Origin of the sequence: Caballeronia sp. NCF2, assembly GCF_023631205.1 — a bacterium.
Classification (GTDB): Bacteria; Pseudomonadota; Gammaproteobacteria; order Burkholderiales; family Burkholderiaceae; genus Caballeronia; species Caballeronia zhejiangensis.
The window spans coordinates 108,393-125,274 of record NZ_JALQDN010000064.1 but is presented as its reverse complement, the minus strand read 5'-3'; the positions used below and the strand labels follow the sequence as shown (position 1 = coordinate 125,274).

At 64.2% G+C, this 16,882-nt stretch carries 17 protein-coding genes; 9 read left to right on the top strand and 8 right to left on the bottom strand.

What is annotated here, in order from left to right; genetic code table 11:
* Nucleotides 1-3: 3 nt before the first annotated feature.
* The 6 genes from NCS02_RS23685 to NCS02_RS23660 are packed head-to-tail and all read right to left on the bottom strand — an operon-like array spanning nucleotide 4 to nucleotide 5,657.
* Nucleotides 4-1,143, bottom strand: a complete 1,140-nt coding sequence (locus NCS02_RS23685; RefSeq protein WP_250503502.1) for an acyl-CoA dehydrogenase family protein — start codon at nucleotides 1,141-1,143, stop codon at nucleotides 4-6.
* A gap of 8 nt (nucleotides 1,144-1,151) precedes the next feature.
* Nucleotides 1,152-2,345: an acyl-CoA dehydrogenase family protein gene (locus NCS02_RS23680; RefSeq protein ID WP_250503501.1), complete on the bottom strand. Its 1,194-nt coding sequence runs from the start codon at nucleotides 2,343-2,345 to the stop codon at nucleotides 1,152-1,154.
* A 59-nt stretch (nucleotides 2,346-2,404) separates the two neighbouring features.
* A complete protein-coding gene (locus NCS02_RS23675; protein WP_008347332.1) occupies nucleotides 2,405-3,193 on the bottom strand; it encodes a citryl-CoA lyase in 789 nt (262 codons plus the stop codon).
* 9 nt (nucleotides 3,194-3,202) lie between these two features.
* The gene (locus tag NCS02_RS23670; RefSeq protein ID WP_250503498.1) at nucleotides 3,203-3,706 is read right to left on the bottom strand and encodes a MaoC family dehydratase; all 504 of its coding nucleotides are present in this window, start codon (nucleotides 3,704-3,706) and stop codon (nucleotides 3,203-3,205) included.
* Nucleotides 3,707-3,713: 7 nt separating this feature from the next.
* Nucleotides 3,714-4,862, bottom strand: coding sequence for an acyl-CoA dehydrogenase family protein (locus NCS02_RS23665; protein ID WP_250437016.1), 1,149 nt, complete (start codon nucleotides 4,860-4,862; stop codon nucleotides 3,714-3,716).
* Nucleotides 4,863-4,904: 42 nt separating this feature from the next.
* Complete coding sequence (locus NCS02_RS23660; RefSeq protein WP_033535894.1) at nucleotides 4,905-5,657, bottom strand: SDR family NAD(P)-dependent oxidoreductase; 753 nt, start codon at nucleotides 5,655-5,657, stop codon at nucleotides 4,905-4,907.
* Between the two features lie 227 nt (nucleotides 5,658-5,884).
* Between NCS02_RS23660 and NCS02_RS23655 the strand changes: the two genes are divergently transcribed.
* The 7 genes from NCS02_RS23655 to NCS02_RS23625 all read left to right on the top strand — a co-directional run bounded on the left by NCS02_RS23655 (nucleotide 5,885) and on the right by NCS02_RS23625 (nucleotide 13,181).
* Complete coding sequence (locus tag NCS02_RS23655; RefSeq protein WP_250437014.1) at nucleotides 5,885-7,768, top strand: feruloyl-CoA synthase; 1,884 nt, start codon at nucleotides 5,885-5,887, stop codon at nucleotides 7,766-7,768.
* A gap of 20 nt (nucleotides 7,769-7,788) precedes the next feature.
* Entirely contained in the window at nucleotides 7,789-8,928 is a 1,140-nt protein-coding gene (locus NCS02_RS23650) for an acyl-CoA dehydrogenase family protein (RefSeq protein WP_250503494.1), read from the top strand.
* A 35-nt stretch (nucleotides 8,929-8,963) separates the two neighbouring features.
* Nucleotides 8,964-10,151 carry a lipid-transfer protein gene (locus tag NCS02_RS23645; protein ID WP_008347320.1) on the top strand — a complete coding sequence of 396 codons (1,188 nt, stop codon included), beginning with the start codon at nucleotides 8,964-8,966 and terminating at the stop codon, nucleotides 10,149-10,151.
* Nucleotides 10,151-10,588 (top strand): MaoC family dehydratase N-terminal domain-containing protein, encoded by a 438-nt coding sequence (locus NCS02_RS23640; protein WP_008347319.1) that lies wholly within the window; start codon nucleotides 10,151-10,153, stop codon nucleotides 10,586-10,588. Before NCS02_RS23645 ends, NCS02_RS23640 begins: the two co-directional genes overlap by 1 nt.
* A 14-nt stretch (nucleotides 10,589-10,602) precedes the next feature.
* A complete protein-coding gene (locus NCS02_RS23635) occupies nucleotides 10,603-11,019 on the top strand; it encodes a MaoC family dehydratase (RefSeq protein WP_008347317.1) in 417 nt (138 codons plus the stop codon).
* Between the two features lie 22 nt (nucleotides 11,020-11,041).
* Nucleotides 11,042-11,863 (top strand): SDR family NAD(P)-dependent oxidoreductase, encoded by an 822-nt coding sequence (locus NCS02_RS23630; RefSeq protein ID WP_250503492.1) that lies wholly within the window; start codon nucleotides 11,042-11,044, stop codon nucleotides 11,861-11,863.
* Nucleotides 11,864-12,197: 334 nt separating this feature from the next.
* Nucleotides 12,198-13,181 (top strand): glycosyltransferase family 2 protein, encoded by a 984-nt coding sequence (locus NCS02_RS23625; protein WP_250458064.1) that lies wholly within the window; start codon nucleotides 12,198-12,200, stop codon nucleotides 13,179-13,181.
* A 45-nt stretch (nucleotides 13,182-13,226) separates the two neighbouring features.
* Here the strand turns inward: NCS02_RS23625 and NCS02_RS23620 are convergent, their stop codons facing one another.
* Nucleotides 13,227-14,387 carry a CaiB/BaiF CoA transferase family protein gene (locus NCS02_RS23620; protein ID WP_250503490.1) on the bottom strand — a complete coding sequence of 387 codons (1,161 nt, stop codon included), beginning with the start codon at nucleotides 14,385-14,387 and terminating at the stop codon, nucleotides 13,227-13,229.
* A 124-nt stretch (nucleotides 14,388-14,511) separates the two neighbouring features.
* On the opposite strand from NCS02_RS23620, the gene NCS02_RS23615 reads away from it, so the two are divergent.
* Complete coding sequence (locus NCS02_RS23615) at nucleotides 14,512-15,765, top strand: aconitase X (protein ID WP_250520011.1); 1,254 nt, start codon at nucleotides 14,512-14,514, stop codon at nucleotides 15,763-15,765.
* Nucleotides 15,752-16,192: an aconitase X swivel domain-containing protein gene (locus NCS02_RS23610; protein WP_250503487.1), complete on the top strand. Its 441-nt coding sequence runs from the start codon at nucleotides 15,752-15,754 to the stop codon at nucleotides 16,190-16,192. The genes NCS02_RS23615 and NCS02_RS23610 overlap by 14 nt, the downstream gene beginning before the upstream one ends.
* On the opposite strand, the gene NCS02_RS23605 is transcribed toward NCS02_RS23610, so the two are convergent.
* A complete protein-coding gene (locus NCS02_RS23605; protein WP_250503483.1) occupies nucleotides 16,173-16,874 on the bottom strand; it encodes a GntR family transcriptional regulator in 702 nt (233 codons plus the stop codon). The genes NCS02_RS23610 and NCS02_RS23605 overlap by 20 nt on opposite strands.
* Nucleotides 16,875-16,882 lie beyond the last annotated feature (8 nt).

The following is a 16,882-nucleotide window of genomic DNA, read 5'->3' as shown; positions in this document are numbered from 1 at the left end:
GTCTCACGCGGCGCGCGCGCGTGCCTCCGGCTCGATCGGCAGATTCGCCAGCACGTCGGCGTGAAATTCCGCATCGCCCAGACGTAGCGACGCCACCATCAGCGACTTGAAGTAATCGCCGACAGCCAGTTCCGCCGTAACGCCCATGCCGCCGTGCAACTGCACGGCCTGCTCGCCGACGAAACGCGCCGCGCGGCTCACGATCAGCTTCGCCGACGAAATCATGCGACGCCGCTCGATGACGCTCGGATGATCGATGGCCGATGCCGCCAGATGCGCCATCGACAACGCCAGTTCCTTTTGCACGGCCATGTCCGCGACGCGATGGCGCAACGCCTGAAAGCGCGCGAGCGGCTGGCCGAACTGCTTGCGCGTGCTCAGATATTCGGCCGTCATCTCGACGAGGCGTTCCAGCGCGCCCGCGCTTGCCGCGCATTGCGCCGCGATGCCGAGTTCGAGTGCGCTTTCGAGCATCGCTTCGCCGCGCGCGGTATCGCCGATGAGCGCGCTTTTCGGCACGCGCACCGCCTTCAGCGTGACTTGCGCATCGTGCGTGCCGTCGAGCGTCGGATAGGCGCGAATCGTCACGCCGGCAGCCGACGACGGCACGACGAACAGCGACATTGCCTGCGCCGACGCGTTCCACGCCGATACGATCAGCGATTGCGCGACGGCGCCATGCCATACGTGAACTTTCTCGCCGTCGAGCAGGAAGCCGTCGTCACGCGCTTCGGCTACCGTCGACGGACGCGCGAAGTCGTAGCGGGCACACGGCTCCTGATACGCGAGCGTCACGATCTCGCGGCCTTCGGCGATCGGCGGCAGCCACGCTTCGCGTTGCGCTTCGGTGGCGTATCGCTGAATCAGCCCGGCCGCCATGACCGCGCACGGAATGAGCGGCTCTGGCAAGCACGCGCGGCCCGCTTCGAACTGAATGGCGAATGTGTCCGTGGCTTGGCCATCGAAACCGCCGTGCTCGGAGCCGATCACGAGCCCCAGCACGCCGAATTCCGCGTAGGTTCGCCACGCGTCGCGGCTGAAACCGTTCGCCTTGCGGCGCGCCTCCAGCGGATAGCGCTCTTCCGTGAAGCGCCTCAGGCTGTCCGCGAGCTGGCGCTGTTCTTCGCTGTATGAAAAGTCCATGTCCGATCTCATCCCTCGATGACCGCTTTCGCAATGATTTCCTTCTGCACCTCGTTCGTGCCGCCGTAGATGGTCGGCTTGCGCATCTCCAGATAGAAGCTGCCGATGCTCGCGCCATGACCGGGATCGGGCGTCCATCCGTCGAAGCCGTCGGCGAGCCAGTCGGGCGAGAACGGCACCGCATTCGGCCCGGCGATATCGAGTTGCAGCGCCGACAACGACTGCTGCAGTTCGGACCCGCGAATCTTGAGGATCGACGATTCCACGCCCGCGCCGCGCTGACTCGCCTGCGACGCGACGCGCATCAGCAGCATTTCGAGCGCCAGCACTTCGGCCTCGATGCACGCGATCTTCTCGCGCACGCGCACGTCGTCCGCGAGCGGCTTGCCGTGGCGGCGCTCGCGCTGCGCCAGCGCCTTCACGTAATTCAGCTCGCGTCTGCAATTGCCGATGCCCGCGATACCCGTGCGCTCATGGCCGAGCAGGTATTTCGCGTAGGTCCAGCCGCAGTTCTCCTCGCCGACGAGGTTTTCGACGGGCACCTTTACTTCGTCGATGAAGACTTCGTTGACATCGGTGAGGCCTTCGAGCGTGCGGATCGGACGCACGGTGATGCCGGGGCTTTTCATGTCGATCAGCAGCAGCGAGATGCCGCTTTGCGGCTTCGCTTCGGGATCGGTTCGCACGAGACAGAACATCCAGTCGGCGTGCTGCGCGTAGGTCGTCCAGGTCTTTTGCCCGTTGACGATGTAATGGTCTCCGTCGCGCACCGCCCGTGTTTTCAGCGAGGCGAGATCCGAACCCGCGCCCGGTTCGGAATAGCCTTGACACCACCAGTCCTCGGCGGTCGGAATGCGCGGCAGGAAGCGCGCCTGCTGCGCCTTGCTCGCGAACTTCATCAGCACCGGGCCGATCATGTTGAGGCCGAATGGAAGCTGACGCGGCGCACCCGCGATGCCGCATTCGATATCGAACAGCAGCCGCTGCAACGCACTCCAGCCCGTGCCGCCGAACTCGGCCGGCCAGCCGGGCGCGCCCCAGCCATGCTGATACAGAATGCGCTGCCAGCGCACGAAGTCGTCGGCATCGAGGTGACGATGATTGAGCACTTTCTCTCGCAGATCCACGGGCAGGTTCTCTGCGAGAAAGCGGCGTACCTGGTCGCGGAACGCGAGATCCGCGCTTGAATAGCTGAGGTTCATGGCACTTCCTTCTGGAGGCGCCCCTTCGCGGAGCGCCTGAGTTAGCGTCGGCTGGCGGCTCAGCGCGTGCGTGAGCGCGCCGGAATTTCGTTGCGCTCGTCCTGCGTCAACACAAGATCCCAGATTTGCTGCGCGACCGGGTTCTGACGCTCCTCGTACAGATGCGCGATGAGCCCCGCCGCGCGCCCGACGAGCATGAAGCCGCGCGCGAGCAGCGGATCGAGCGACATGTCCGCGACGATCGCACCGATCGCGCCCACGGCGTTGAGCGGCAGGTTCTTGCCGTGCTCGTCGCGCAGCACGCGCTCGATCGCGAACACGAGCCGCCAGTGCTTGCCGAAATAGCCGTTGTCGCGCGATGCCTGCGCGAGCGTCGCGACGCGCGGATCGCCGTGGATGTGGATCGGATGCCCGACGCCGTAGATCGGCTGCTTCGCTTCCTTCGCGCGCCGCACGGTCTCGCGCGCGCACGCGGTGATGTCGTCCTCGCTCGCGTCGTCGCGCAATTCGCGACCGGCCTTGATAAGCATCTCCGCCGCGTTCTGCGTCGTGCCGAGAAAGACGCTGCCCGCGCCGAGGAGCCCAGCCGCGACCGCCGCCTGCATCGCCTCGGGCGCGCCGAGATACGTGAGACGCGCGCTCATCGCGGAAGGCGTCAGGCCGTGATCGCACGCCGTCACGAGAATGAGATTGACCATGCGCTTTTCGCGCTCGTCGGGCACGCGGTTCAGGATCGTCAACATCATCGTTTCGACGAAGTCGAGTTTGCCCAGAATGTCCTTCGACAGATCCTTGCCGCGCACGGTGATCCTGTCGATCGTCGTGTAGCCGATTTCGGTGCTGACCATGCTGTCTCCTTATGAATCGTTCTGCGCGCGGCGCAGGACCATCATGCGTACGTCGCATTCGCAGACGGTCTCGCCGCGCTGATTGACCGCCACACGCCTGAAATCGACGATGCCGCGCGCCGGGTTCGACGTCTCGCGCCTGTCGCTGATTTCGATGCGCGCCTTGATCGTGTCGCCGATGAGCGTCGGCTTCGGAAAGCGGATGCGCGTCTCCAGCATGCCGATCAGCGACGGCTCGAGCAGTTGATTGACCACCGTGCGCGTGTTCAATCCCGACACGATCGACGCGACGAGCATGCCGTGCGCGATGCGCGCGCCCCACGGCGTGCTCGCGGCGTATTCGGCATCGACGTGCACGCGGTTGTAATCGGCGGAAAGCGCGGCGAAGCTCACGACGTCCGCTTCGGTCACGGTGCGGCTCGCCGTTTCGAACGAGAAGCCCGGCTCCAGGTCTTCCCAGTAGTAGCGCGCGGTGTCGAGGTCGCGCGGCGCGAGCATGTTTTCCTGGTTCATGCGCGCCTCACACGATCGCCGACATGCCGAGCACTTCGCGCCCGACGATCAGCGTCTGCACTTCGGCGGTGCCTTCGGGAATGGTGCCGCCGCTCGTGTCGCGGAATATGCGCTCCAGCGGATACTCCGTCGAATAGCCGATGCCGCCGTGCACGCCGATCGCGATCTTCGCCACTTCATGCGCCGCTTCGGCAGCATAGAGCTTCGCGATCGAGCATTCGATGCGCGCGGGCAAACCCTTCTGCAACGCGACGGCCGCCTTGTAGCCGAGCGCGCGCGCAGCTTCGGTGCGCACCATCATGTCGACGATATGCTTCTGCACGAGCTGGAACTGGCCGATCGGCTTGCCGAACTGCTTGCGCGTCTTCGCGTATTCGACGGACAGATCGAGCGCCGCCTGCGCCGCGCCGACCGCGCCCATCGCAATATTCATGCGGCCGTAGTTCAGTCCGATCGCCATCACCTTGAGGGCGCCGCCTTCCGCGCCGAGCAGGTTTTCCTTCGGAATGCGCAGATCGTTGAGAAAAAGCTCGGACGTGCCCGACGCCTTCAGCACCATCTTGTCGACGAGCCGCGCCTCGACGGGCGTCTGCGACTTGTCGACCAGAAAGAGCGAGTGGCCGCCGTCGCACGTCTTGCTGTGCGTGCGCGCGAGCACGATGGCGTAATCGGCCGCGACGCCGTTCGTGATCCACAGCTTCGTGCCGTTGAGCACGTAGTGATCGCCGCGATCTTCGGCGCGCGTTTCGATGCCCGCCGGATTCGAGCCGTGATTCGGCTCGCTGAACGCGACGCACGCGCCCTTTTGCGACGCGAGCACGGGCGCGAGAAAACGCGCCTTCTGCTCGTCGTTGCCCTGATGCGAAACGAGCCGGCAGAACACGTTCGTGATATTGACGATGGTGCGCAGCGAGCCCCAGAAATAGCCGCATTCTTCGAGCATCATCGCCCAAGTGACGAAATCGAGGCCCATGCCGCCGTCTTCTTCCGGCAGCAGGCCGCCGATATAGCCGAACTGGCTCACGCCCGCGAGCAGGTCGAGCGGAATGCGCCGCGCCTTCTCGCATTCGTCGATGCGCGCCACGACTTCATTGCGCATATAACGGCGGATGCTGTCGCGCAGCGCGACCTGATCCGCGTCGAAATCAAAATCCATGTGCCACCTGCGTCTTCGAATGATGGGTAAATGAATGCGCGTTCAGGACGAGAAGCGCCCGCCCGTGACGTACAGCGTGACGCCGGAGATGTAGCGCGCGCGCTCCGACGCGATGAACGCAACCGCCGACGCGATGTCGCCGGGCATGCCGAGAAAGCCGACCGGCGTTTTGGCGATCGCCGAGTCGCGCAGCGTTTCGTACGTGGGATTGGCGCGCATCAGTTCGGTCTCGACGAAGCCCGGCGCGACCGCGTTCACGGTGATGCCGAACTTCGCCTGTTCGAGCGCGAGCGCGCGCGTGAAACCGATCAGGCCGAGTTTGGCGGCGCTGTAGTTGGTTTGCCCCGGATTGCCGAACACGGAGCGCGAAGAGATGTTCACGATGCGCCCCCACTTGCGCGCCATCATGCCGGGCAACACCGCGCGGCTGCTGTGAAACGCGCCTTTCAGGATCACGTCGACGACGGAGTCCCATTCGGGCTCGGTCATCTTCGTCAGATAGCGGTCCTTGTTGAAGCCCGCGTTGTTCACGAGGATGTCGACGCCGCCGAAGGCTTCGTCCGCCGCGTTCGCGACGTGCCGCACTTCGTCCTCGCTGCATACGTCGCAGCGCACCGCGATCGCCTGCGCGCCGCTCTTTTGCAGACCGCTTGCGACTTCGTCTGCGGCGGCGGCGTCGATATCGGACACGACGATGCGCGCGCCTTCCGCCGCCAGCATGCGCGCGACTTCCGCTCCAATGCCGCGTCCGCTGCCCGTGACGAGCGCGACCTTCCCGGCGATACCCAGATCCATGACGTCTCCCTTTGATTCGATGGCTTCACCGATGCGCGTTTTCAGCGACTTCGCGTTGTGCCGCATCGTGGAATGAAGATACGCTGCGGCGCCACAGGAGCCGCCACCCACCTCGGGTGGTCGCCGCCTTGCGCGCAAGCCGTATGCTTCTGAAAAGTGCAGAGCGCTCGAATCAGGCACCCAAGCCCGATCGGAAAGAAGCCAAACATGCTCAGGAGACAGGCGTAATGAGTACGTTAGAAGCAAGCGACGCGACGAAGCCGCGATATCGTCCCGTGCGGTTTCCGCAACGCCGCACGCTCGTGGAGCGCCGCGCCGACGGCACGCTGATTCTTCGCTGCGACCGTCCGTTGCCGGACATCGCGCAGCGTTCCTTCGCCGATTTCATTCCGCTCTGGGCCGCCGAACGCGGCGACACGCCCGCCTTCTGCGAGCGCGGCGAAGACGGCGCGTGGCGCGCGTTGAGCTGGAGCGAACTGTGGCGGCAAGTCCGCACGGTCGGCGCCGCGCTGCTCGAAATGGGCCTCGGCGCGGAACGTCCGCTGATGCTGCTGTCCGGCAACTCGATCGAACAGGCTGTCGTGCTGCTCGCCGCCGAATACGCGGGCATTCCGAGCGCGCCCATTTCGCCCACTTATGCGCTGCTCAGCAAGGACTTCGCGCGACTCAAGGCGATTTGCGAACGCGTGCCGCCCGGCGCGGTGTTCGTGCAGGAAACCGGTCCGTTCGCGCGGGCGCTCGCGGCGCTGCCGCTGAACGGCGCGCCTGTCATCGCAGTGAAACAGGCGCTGGCAGGACACATCGCATGGGACGCGTTGACCGCTCTTCCTCTATCGGACGCGCGGCTGCAAACGGTCGAGCAAGCGCATGCGGCCATCCAAAACGACGACACCGCGCGCGTGCTCTTCACCTCCGGCTCGACCGGCGCACCGAAGGGCGTGCGCCTCACGTACCGCAATCTCGGCGCGGTGGCGGCCTACTATTCGGACAATCTCGCGTGGCTGCGCGAATCGCAGCCCGTGTTCCTCGACTGGCTGCCGTGGCATCACGGCCTGGGCGGCGTGCTGCATCTCGGGCGCGCAATCCAGTTCGGCGCGACGCATTACATCGACGATGGCCGGCCGCTTCCCGGCATGATCGAGCGCACGCTGCGCAATCTTCGCGACGTCGCGCCGACCATCTATACGAGCGTGCCGTCCGCCTGGGCCGCGCTGTCGAACGAACTCGAACGCGATCCGCTGCTCGCACAGAATCTCTTCGGCAAAGCCAGCTTCTTCGGATATGGCGGCGCGAGCATGCCGGTCGAAGTGTGGAACCGCATTCAGGCCGTCGCGGAGAAGACCATCGGCGAGCGCATGACGTTCTGCTCGGGACTCGCGGCCACGGAAACGTCGGGAATGGGCACGTACTGCGGCTGGGCGACCGACACACCGGGCAATATCGGCACGCCGTCGCTCGGCACCGAAGTCAAGCTGCTGCCGCTTCCGGGCGGCGACGGACGCTATGAAATCCGCATGCGCGGCCCGAACGTGTTCGGCGGCTACATCGGCCAGCCGGATTTGACCGCCGCCGCTTTCGACGAAGAAGGCTTCTTCCGTTTCGGCGATGCCGTGCGCCTCGCCGATCCCGCCGATCCGGCGAGGGGCATGGAGTTCGCGGGCCGCACCGTCGAAGACTTCAAGCTCGCGAACGGCAGTTGGGTGCGCGTCGGCGCGTTGCGGCTCGCGCTCGTCGACTGCTGCGCGCCGCTCGTTTCCGACGCCGTGATCTGCGGTCACGACCGCGACTATCTCGCGGCGCTCGCCTGGCCGAACGTCGCGGCATGCCAGCGCCTCGCGCCCGAGCTGGCGTCGCTGGATGCGAAGTCGCTCATCGCGCATCCGCTCGTCATCGGAGCTTTGCGCGAACGGCTCGTGCGGCAAAAGCCCGCCGGCGCGACGCTCGTCATCGAACGGCTCATGCTGATGGCCGAACCGCCATCGCTCGATGCCAACGAAATCGCCGACAAAGGTTACGTCAATCAGGCGACCACGCGCGCGCGCCGGGCGCATCTGATCGACGAGCTGTACGGGACCGAACCGGGCCAGCACATCGTCCGCGCGCGCCGATAACAAAACAAGAGGAGCTTGCAATGCACATCAATCGAACCGTCTTCAGAGACGATCACGAAATGCTTCGGACTACTGCGCGCAGATTCTTCGAGCGCGAATGCGTTCCGCGCCAGGCGCAATGGGATAAGGCCGGTTGCGTGGATCGTGAAACATGGCTCAAGGCCGGCAAGCAAGGGCTGCTGTGCACGTCGATTCCGTCGGAGTACGGCGGCGGCGGCGGCGACTTCGGGCACGTCGCCGTGCTCGTCGAAGAGATGGCGCACACGGGCGTGAGCGGACCGGGCTTTGGCGTGCACTCGGACATCGTCGCACCGTATATCGCGCGCATCGGCAATGAAGAGCAGAAGCAGAAATGGCTTCCCGCGATTTGCGCGGGCGAGCAGATTCTCGCGATCGCGATGACCGAGCCCGGCGTCGGCAGCGATCTCAAAGCCGTGCGAACCACCGCGCGGCGCGAAGGCAACGAGTACGTCATCAACGGCAGCAAGACCTTCATCACGAACGGTCTGAACTGCGATCTGATCGTGGTCGTCTGCACGACCGATCCGGCTGCGGGCGCGAAGGGCGTGAGCCTGATCGTCGTCGAAGCGACGCGCGAAGGCTTTCGCCGCGGCCGCAAGCTCGACAAGGTCGGATTGCACGCGCAGGACACCGCCGAACTCTTCTTCGACGACGTGCGCGTGCCCGTCGCGAACCGGCTCGGCGACGAAGGCAAGGGCTTCGCCTATCTGATGGCGGAATTGCCGCAGGAACGGCTCTCGATCGCGGTGAGCGCGGCGGCGCGTCTCGAAACCTGCCTGCAGCACACGATCGATTACGTGAAGGACCGTCGCGCGTTTGGACAGACCGTGTGGGACTTTCAGAACACCAAGTTCAAGCTCGCGGACATCAAGGCGCAGGCGATCGCGGTGCGTCTGATGATCGATCACTACATCGGCGAGCACACGCACCGCCGGCTGACGCTCGAGGAATCCGCGATCGCCAAGCTCTATTCGACCGAAGCGCTCGGCAAGGCGCTCGACGAGATGGTGCAACTGCACGGCGGCTACGGCTACATGCTGGAGTATCCGGTGGCGCGCGCATTCGTCGACGCCCGTGTCTCGCGCATTTTCGGCGGCACCAGTGAAGTCATGCGAGACCTCATCTCGCGCAAGCTCTGAATCCATCGAATCCTCAATCACTGAAGGAGAAGCACATGAGTCGCAAGGTGTATGTCGCGGGCGTGGGAATGATTCCGTTCAAGAAGCCGGGTGCAAGCGAGACGTACGACGTGATGGGCGAAATCGCGATCCGCGATGCGCTCGCCGACGCCGGCCTCGACTTCAAGGCCATCCAGCAGGCTTACGCGGGTTATGTGTACGGCGATTCGACGTGCGGCCAGAAAGCGCTTTATCGCGTCGGCATGACGGGCATTCCGGTCATCAACGTCAACAACAACTGCGCGACGGGTTCGTCGGCGCTCTGGCTTGCGCGCCAGGCCGTGGAAAGCGGCGCGGTCGATTGCGCGCTCGCCTTCGGCTTCGAATTCATGCAGCCGGGACCGCTGCTGCCGAAATGGCCGGATCGCGCGGCCGCGCTCGAGCGTGCGATCAGCCTGACGAACGAACTCGTCGACAACACGGAAGTGCCCACGGCGATTCGCCAGTTCGCGGGCGCGGGCCAGGCGCACATGCGCAAGTACGGCACGAAGCTCGAAACGTTCGCCCGCATTCGCGCGAAGGCGAGCGAGCACGCGGCACGCAATCCGCTCGCGGTGTTCCGCAACGTCGTGACGACCGAAGACGTGATGAACGCGCCGATGCTCTGGGAAGGCGTGCTCACGCGCCTGATGGCCTGCCCGCCGACATGCGGCGGCGCGGCGGCGATCGTCGTGTCCGAGGCCTTCGCGCGCAAGCACGGCCTGCGCACCGACGTGCTGATCGCCGGCCAGTCGCTCGCCACCGATCTGCCGAGCACGTACGAAGCGCGCGACATGATCCGCGTCGTCGGCTTCGACATCACGCGCAACGCGGCGCAGCAGGCATACGAGCAGGCGGGCGTCGGTCCCGAAGACATCGACGTGATCGAACTGCACGACTGCTTCGCGCAGAACGAACTGCTGACCTACGAAGGACTCGGCCTGTGCAAGGAAGGCGAAGGCGAGCGCCTCGTCATGGATGGCGACAACACCTACGGCGGCAAATGGGTGACGAATCCGTCGGGCGGCCTGCTTTCCAAGGGGCATCCGCTCGGCGCGACGGGTCTCGCGCAATGCTACGAGCTGACGCATCAGTTGCGCGGCACGGCCGGCGACCGTCAGGTCAAGGACGCGAAGATCGCATTGCAGCACAACCTCGGGCTGGGCGGCGCGGGCGTCGTCACCATCTACAAGAAGACTGCGTAATGGCGATCGACAAACAACACATCGGCATGAAGTTGCCGGTCTATTCCGCGACGGCGGACGCGTGGCGTCTGCGCTTCTTCGCGAAGGCGATCGGCGAAACCAATCCGGTCTACTTCGACGAAGCCGCCGCTCACGACGCCGGTTATCCGGCGCTGCCGCTGCCGCCGACGTTCCTGTTCTCGCTCGAATTCGAGCAGCCGTCGACGGCGTGGCGCGAGGCGATCGGCATCGTCTCGTCGCGCATTCTCCACGGCGAGCAGTCGTTCACGTATCACCGCATGGCGTATGCGGGCGACGTGCTGCGCTTCGAGAGCCGCATCGCCGATATCTACGACAAGAAGAACGGCGCGCTGTGGTTCATCGTGCGCGAGACGCGTGTCACGAACCAGCGCGGCGAGCACGTTGCCGATCTGCGCAGCGTCGTCGTTCAGCGATAAGCGGGGAAATGCGAATGAGCACCATCAATTTCGATTCGATCCAGATCGGCGACAGCTTGCCGCCGCTCACCCTTCCGCCCGTCGACCGCACGATGCTCGCGCTGTTCGCGGGCGCATCGGGCGATCACAACGCCATTCACATCGACACCGACTATGCGCGGCGCGCCCGCGTGCCGGACGTGTTCGCGCACGGCATGTTGTCGATGGCCTGGCTCGGCCGGCTGTTGACGTCGTGGGTGGAGCAACGGCAGCTTCGTGCGTTCGGCGTGCGCTTTGTCGGCATCACGCAGCTCGGGCATGTCGTGACGTGCACGGGCAAGGTCACCGAAAAATTCGAAGCCGACGGCGAACGCCGCGTGCGGCTCGAGATCCAGACCGTCAATCAATATGGCGAACCGCGCGTGCTCGGCGACGCGGTGATCGCGCTCTGACTTCAATCATCAGGAAGACATCATGGGAAAGCTCGAAGGCAAAGTGGCATTGGTAACCGGCTCGGGACGCGGCATCGGTCAGGCGATCGCGATGAAGCTCGCGAGCGAAGGCGCGCGCCTCGTCATCAACGATCTCGATGCCGAACCCGCGCAGGAAACCGTGGAACTGCTGCGCAAGCAAGGCACGGAAGCGGTGGCGTGTGTCGGTAACGTATCCGCGCCGGATTTTGCGGACCGGTTCATCGGCACGGCGATAAATTCGTTCAAGGGCATCGACATCATCGTGAATAACGCTGGTTTCACCTGGGACGACGTCGTGCAGAAGATGACCGACGAGCAATGGTACGCGGTGCTCGATTGCCATCTGACCGCGCCGTTTCGCATCCTGCGCGCCGCGTATCCGCACATCAAGGCGCTGCACGCCGCCGACAAGGAAGCCGGACGCGACAATTACCGCAAGATCGTGAACATTTCGTCGACGTCCGCGCTGAACGGTAACGCCGGTCAGATGAACTACTCGTCGGCGAAAGCGGGCGTGATCGGGATGACGCGCGCGCTGGCGCGCGAATGGGGCCGCTTCAACGTGAACGTCAACGCCGTGGCTTTCGGGCTCATCCATACGCGCATGACCGTGAGCACGGAGCAGGCGCAGACCGTGAAGATCGACGGGCGCGACATCCGTGTCGGCCTCAACGCCGACATGCTGAAGACGCACGCACAGCGCAATCCGCTCGGTCGTGGCGGCACGCCGGAAGAAGCCGCGGGCGGCGTCTATCTGTTCTGCTCGCCCGAGTCGAATTACATTACCGGCCAGACGGTGGCGGTTGCGGGCAACTTGCAGTAGAGCGATCGATTTTCCTTGGAGTGGCTGCTTCTCTTTGGCACGTTCGGATAGAGCCGAACGTGCCTTTTTGCTTTTTATCGCCATGGGAACGCGATAAGTTTTCGAAGTCCATAATTGACCGCCTTCGCGTCAGCCCGGTCATTAATTCGTGAATAGCAGGAGAACTGAAGTATTAAGTTCTTGTTGAAACAAGATATAGCAGGGAAAATCTGCTGAATTGAACCATGCACCGGTTTGGCAATAGTCAATGACCCTGATGCGTGCATGCGATGCACCAAGTAGAATCCCTAAGCCGTTCTACTGAAAAAGGTCTCGAAGCTGGGACTGACAATACATGCAAGCACCGCCAAAAATCAGTGTCCTGCTGCCCGTGTACAAAGTCGAGCCGTACATTGAAGAATGCCTCGACTCGCTATTGTCACAAACCTCCACCGACTTTGAGATTATTGCCGTCGACGACAGCAGTCCTGATCGATCCGGCGAAATGACTTCACGCATTCTGGAAAAGCAAAACAGAATATCGTGGAAACTCATCAAGAATCTCAAGAACAAAGGACTGGCCGAAACCCGCAAAATCGCCGCAATGGCGGCGCGTGGCGAATACGTTTTGTGCGTCGACAGTGACGATCACATTCATCACGACACCATTCGCCGTGTGATCCAGGAAGCCGACAAGCACAATGCAGACGTCGTGGTCTTCGCCGCCGAGAATCTGACGCCGGATGGCAAGGTCAATTACCGCATCGAGACGGGCGACGCCGTTATCAGCGGCGTGCAGGCGGTCGAGAAAATCCTCGATTTGTCCTTGCAGGCGTATTGCTGCAACAAACTCGTGCGCCGTTCGATTTTTCTCGCCGTGGAACATCCGACCGGACTGATTTACGAGGATATCGTCGTCTCGGTCCAGACGCTCGGGAAGTCGAAAATCGTGCGGCTGATGCCCGATACCTTGTACGCGTATATGTATCGGGAAGCGGGAATTTCGACGCGCTTCAATCCGAAGATCGTGGATCTCTTTGCGATTGTCGATCGCGTGGAGAGACTCACGGCGTCGATGCCTATACCGAATTACCGGCGTCTGCTGTTCCGGTTGAAGTACATCTATGCGTATCGCACAATTGCGTTTCAGGCGGCGATGAAGGCGCCGACTTACGGTTCCGCGAAGCCGATTCTACGCAGCGTGTCAGAAAAGTTGCGCATGGCGCATTTGCTCGGCATGTATTCGGACAGTCGGCCGAAGCTGTCGATCGTCATGGCGATGCTGAAGATTCATCCGTGGATTTTCTATTGCTTCGTCCGGCGATTCGGACAAAGGTAATCCTGCCACAGCGGCCGCGCTCCACGCGGCCGCTCGTCCCGCCGATCAATCTTCCGCGTTGAATCCCAATCCGCTCGCGCGCAAACGCGTCAGTTCCGCGTCGTTCAACCCCCAATCCCGAAGTGCATCGCGCCCGCCTTCGCCGCGTTGCGGCGCGGGGCGCGAGATCGCGGATGGCGTCGCGGAAAAGCGCGGCGCGGGCGCGGGCTGTACGACGCCATCGAACTCGACGAAGCTTCCGCGCGCCCGATGATGCGCGTGCGCCGGCGCTTCCGAGAAGCCGAGCACGGGCGCGACGCACGCATCGCTGCCATCGAACACGCGGCACCATTCGTCGCGCGTGCGCTCGGCAAAAGCCGCCGTGAACCGCGCCTTCAGCACGGGCCATCCGGCGCGATCGTGCTGCGCTGGCAAACCCGCATCGGCGAGCCCGAGCTTCTGCAGCAGTTCCGCATAGAAGCGCGCCTCCACTGCACCGACCGACATGTAATGCCCGTCGCGGGTGCGATAGCTGTCGTACCACGGCGTGCCGCCATCGAGCAGATTGCTTTCGCGCGTCTCGCGCCAGTTGCCCGATGCGATCAAGCCCCAGACGGTCGTGCCGAGTTGCGCGGCGCCTTCGATCATCGCGGCATCGACGACCTGACCCGCGCCGCCGCGCTGCACGTTGAGAAGCGCCGCCACGACGCCGAGCGCGAGCAGCATGCCGCCGCCGCCATAATCGCCGACGAGGTTGAGCGGCGGCACCGGCGCTTCGCCCGCGCGGCCGATTCCCGACAGCACGCCCGACAACGCGACGTAGTTCAGATCGTGCCCGGCGCTTTGCGCGAGCGGCCCCGTCTGTCCCCAACCGGTCATGCGTCCGTAGACGAGCTTCGAATTGCGCGCGAGCGCGGCGTCCGGGCCGAGGCCGAGACGCTCCATCGTGCCCGGACGGAATCCTTCGATGACGACATCCGCCTTCGACATCAGTTCGAGCGCGGCCTCGGCCGATTCGCGCTTTTTCAGATCGAGCGTGACCGAGCGCCGGCCGCGCCCTGTCAGATTCTTGTGCTTGCCGCTGACCTTCGGACCGAGATCGCCGGGCGCGACGGCCCGATCGATACGCAGCACGTCCGCGCCCATATCGGCGAGCAACATGCAGCCGAACGGCGCAGGACCGATCGCCTCGAATTCCAGAACCTTTATCCCGCTCAATACGCCCATGACTGCCCGCCTCCGCGTTTAGAAGTTTTGCAATCTTGCCAGTAGGCCAGACGCGCGAACGCGCCGCGCCACCCGCTTCGGGTAGACTGCGCTGACATCCCTCCGCGCTGCGTCAGCGAATCCGATGCTCACACTTTCCCCACGCGACACCGCCATGCTCAACGGCGATTTCGGCGATGGCCTCGCGCTCGCGATGCGTATCGTCGCGGCGACGGCGCGCGTCATGGATGCCGATGCGCTCATCGATATCTCGGGCGCGCATATCGACGGCTGTCTGTATCACGGCGCGGCGAGTCTCGATTTCGTCGAGCGCTTCGTCGCGAGCGGCGCGAAGGTCGCCGTGCCGACCACGCTCAATGTCGGCTCGCTCGATCTCATTCACCCGGAACTCTTTCGCGGCGACGCCGGTATCGCGAGCGCTGGCAAGCGGCTCATGCAGGCGCATCTAGAACTCGGATGCGAAGCCAGCTTCACCTGCGCGCCGTATCAATTGAAGCATCGTCCGAAGCTGGGCGATCAGATCGCGTGGGCCGAATCGAATGCGATCGTTTTCGCGAACTCCGTGCTCGGCGCGCGCACGAGCCGTTACGGCGATTTCCTCGATCTCGCCGCCGCCATCACCGCGCGCGTGCCGGATGCGGGCCTGCATGTGACGGCGAATCGCGCGGCGCGCATCGTGATCGCCGCGCCCGATCTGCGCGCGTCGCCGCATCGCGATGCCGATTTCGCCGCGCTCGGCTTTCTGCTCGGCGGCATTGCCGGCGCGACGGTCGCCGCGATCACCGGCCTGCCCGGCGACACCACCGAAGACGAACTCAGAGCGCTCGGCGCGGCGGCGGCATCGAGCGGATCGGTGGGGCTGTTCCATGCGGTCGGCATCACGCCGGAAGCCGCGACGCTCGATGCCGCGCTTCAGGGCCGCGCGCCCGAACGCACGATTGCCGTCAGCGCAGCCGATCTTCACGACGTGCGCGCGGGTTGGTCGCACGCGAAACCCGGCGATGCGCTCGCCGCGGTGAGCCTCGGCACGCCGCACTTTTCCGTCGATGAATTTCGCACGCTTGCCGCGCTCATGGGGCGTCACGACGGCGCGCCGCGCTGCGATATCTACGTGAACACGAGCCGCTTCGTGCTGTGGCAACTCGAGGAAGAAGGCATTGCGCAGAAGCTCGCGGCACGCGGCGTGCAGATCGTCGTCGATACCTGCACGTACATCACGCCGGTGATGAAGCAGGTGAGCGGCCTCGTGATGACCAACTCGGGCAAATGGGCGCATTACGCGCCGGCGAATATCGGCGTGACGGTCGCGTTCGGGAGCATGAGCGAATGCGTGCGATCGGCGTTCGAAGGAAAGGTGTGCATCGATGAACACGTTTGAGGCCGTCACGCTCGTTCCGGGCCACGCGCGCGCGTCGGGAATCGCGTTGCCGCCGCTCAGCTTCTGGGGCGGTTACGACGCTGAGCGCGGCCTGATCGTCGATGCGACGCATCCCGGTCACGGCCAAAGTCTCGCGTCGCGCATTCTCGTGATGCCGCGTGCGCGCGGATCGAGTTCGAGCAGCAGCGTGCTCGCCGAAGCGTTGCGCAACGGCACCGGGCCCGCGGGCATCGTGCTCGCGGAGCGCGATCTGATTCTGTCGATCGGCGCGATCGTCGCGAACGAACTCTATGCGTCGAACGTGCCCGTCGTGATGGTCGATGAAACCGCGTTCGCGCACATCGCCGCCGCCGGCGATGCTCACATCGAAGTCGATGCGCGCGATGCGGCGAGCGTGCGGCTCGTCCTCAACCCTGACGCGACATGATCGTCTCCACGACCGAGATGATCTGCTGCGCCGCCGTCTTGACGTGCTGTTCCAGCAGCTTCGCGCCGAGCTTCGCATCGCGCTTCTTGCATGCGTCTATCAGGTTCATGTGTTCTTCGTGCGACTGCTCGCGGATCGGCACCTGCACCACCTGAAAGCGGAAATAGCGGTCGCTGCGATCGTGCAGCACGCGCAGCATCTGCAATGTGATGTCGCGCCGCGCCGGCAGATAAAGCGTCTCGTGCAGACGCCAGTTCAACTGGCCCCAGACGCCCGAATCGGCGGTATCCATTTCGGCGACGAGCTTTTCGGCTTTCGCGATCTCGGCATCGGTGATATGCGGGATCGCCTGCGAAAACAGCCACGGCTCCAGCCGAATGCGGATTTCGAACGTCTCCTGCACTTCTTCGATCGACAGCTCCGCGACATACGCGCCCTTGTGCGGCACCTTCGTCAGCAACCCTTCTCCGGTAAGCCGCGTGATCGCTTCGCGGATCGGCACGCGGCTCACGCCGAGTTCATCGGCGAGCGCTTCCTGGCGCAGCACTTCGCCCGGCGCGAGATCGCCCGACAGAATGCGTTGCCGGATCGCGGTCGTGACGAGTTCGACCGTCGTCGTGCGCACGATCCTGTGCGTGAAGTCGCTCTCTTTTCGAAGGGATTTGGCGGCGACCGGAGACATGTTTTATC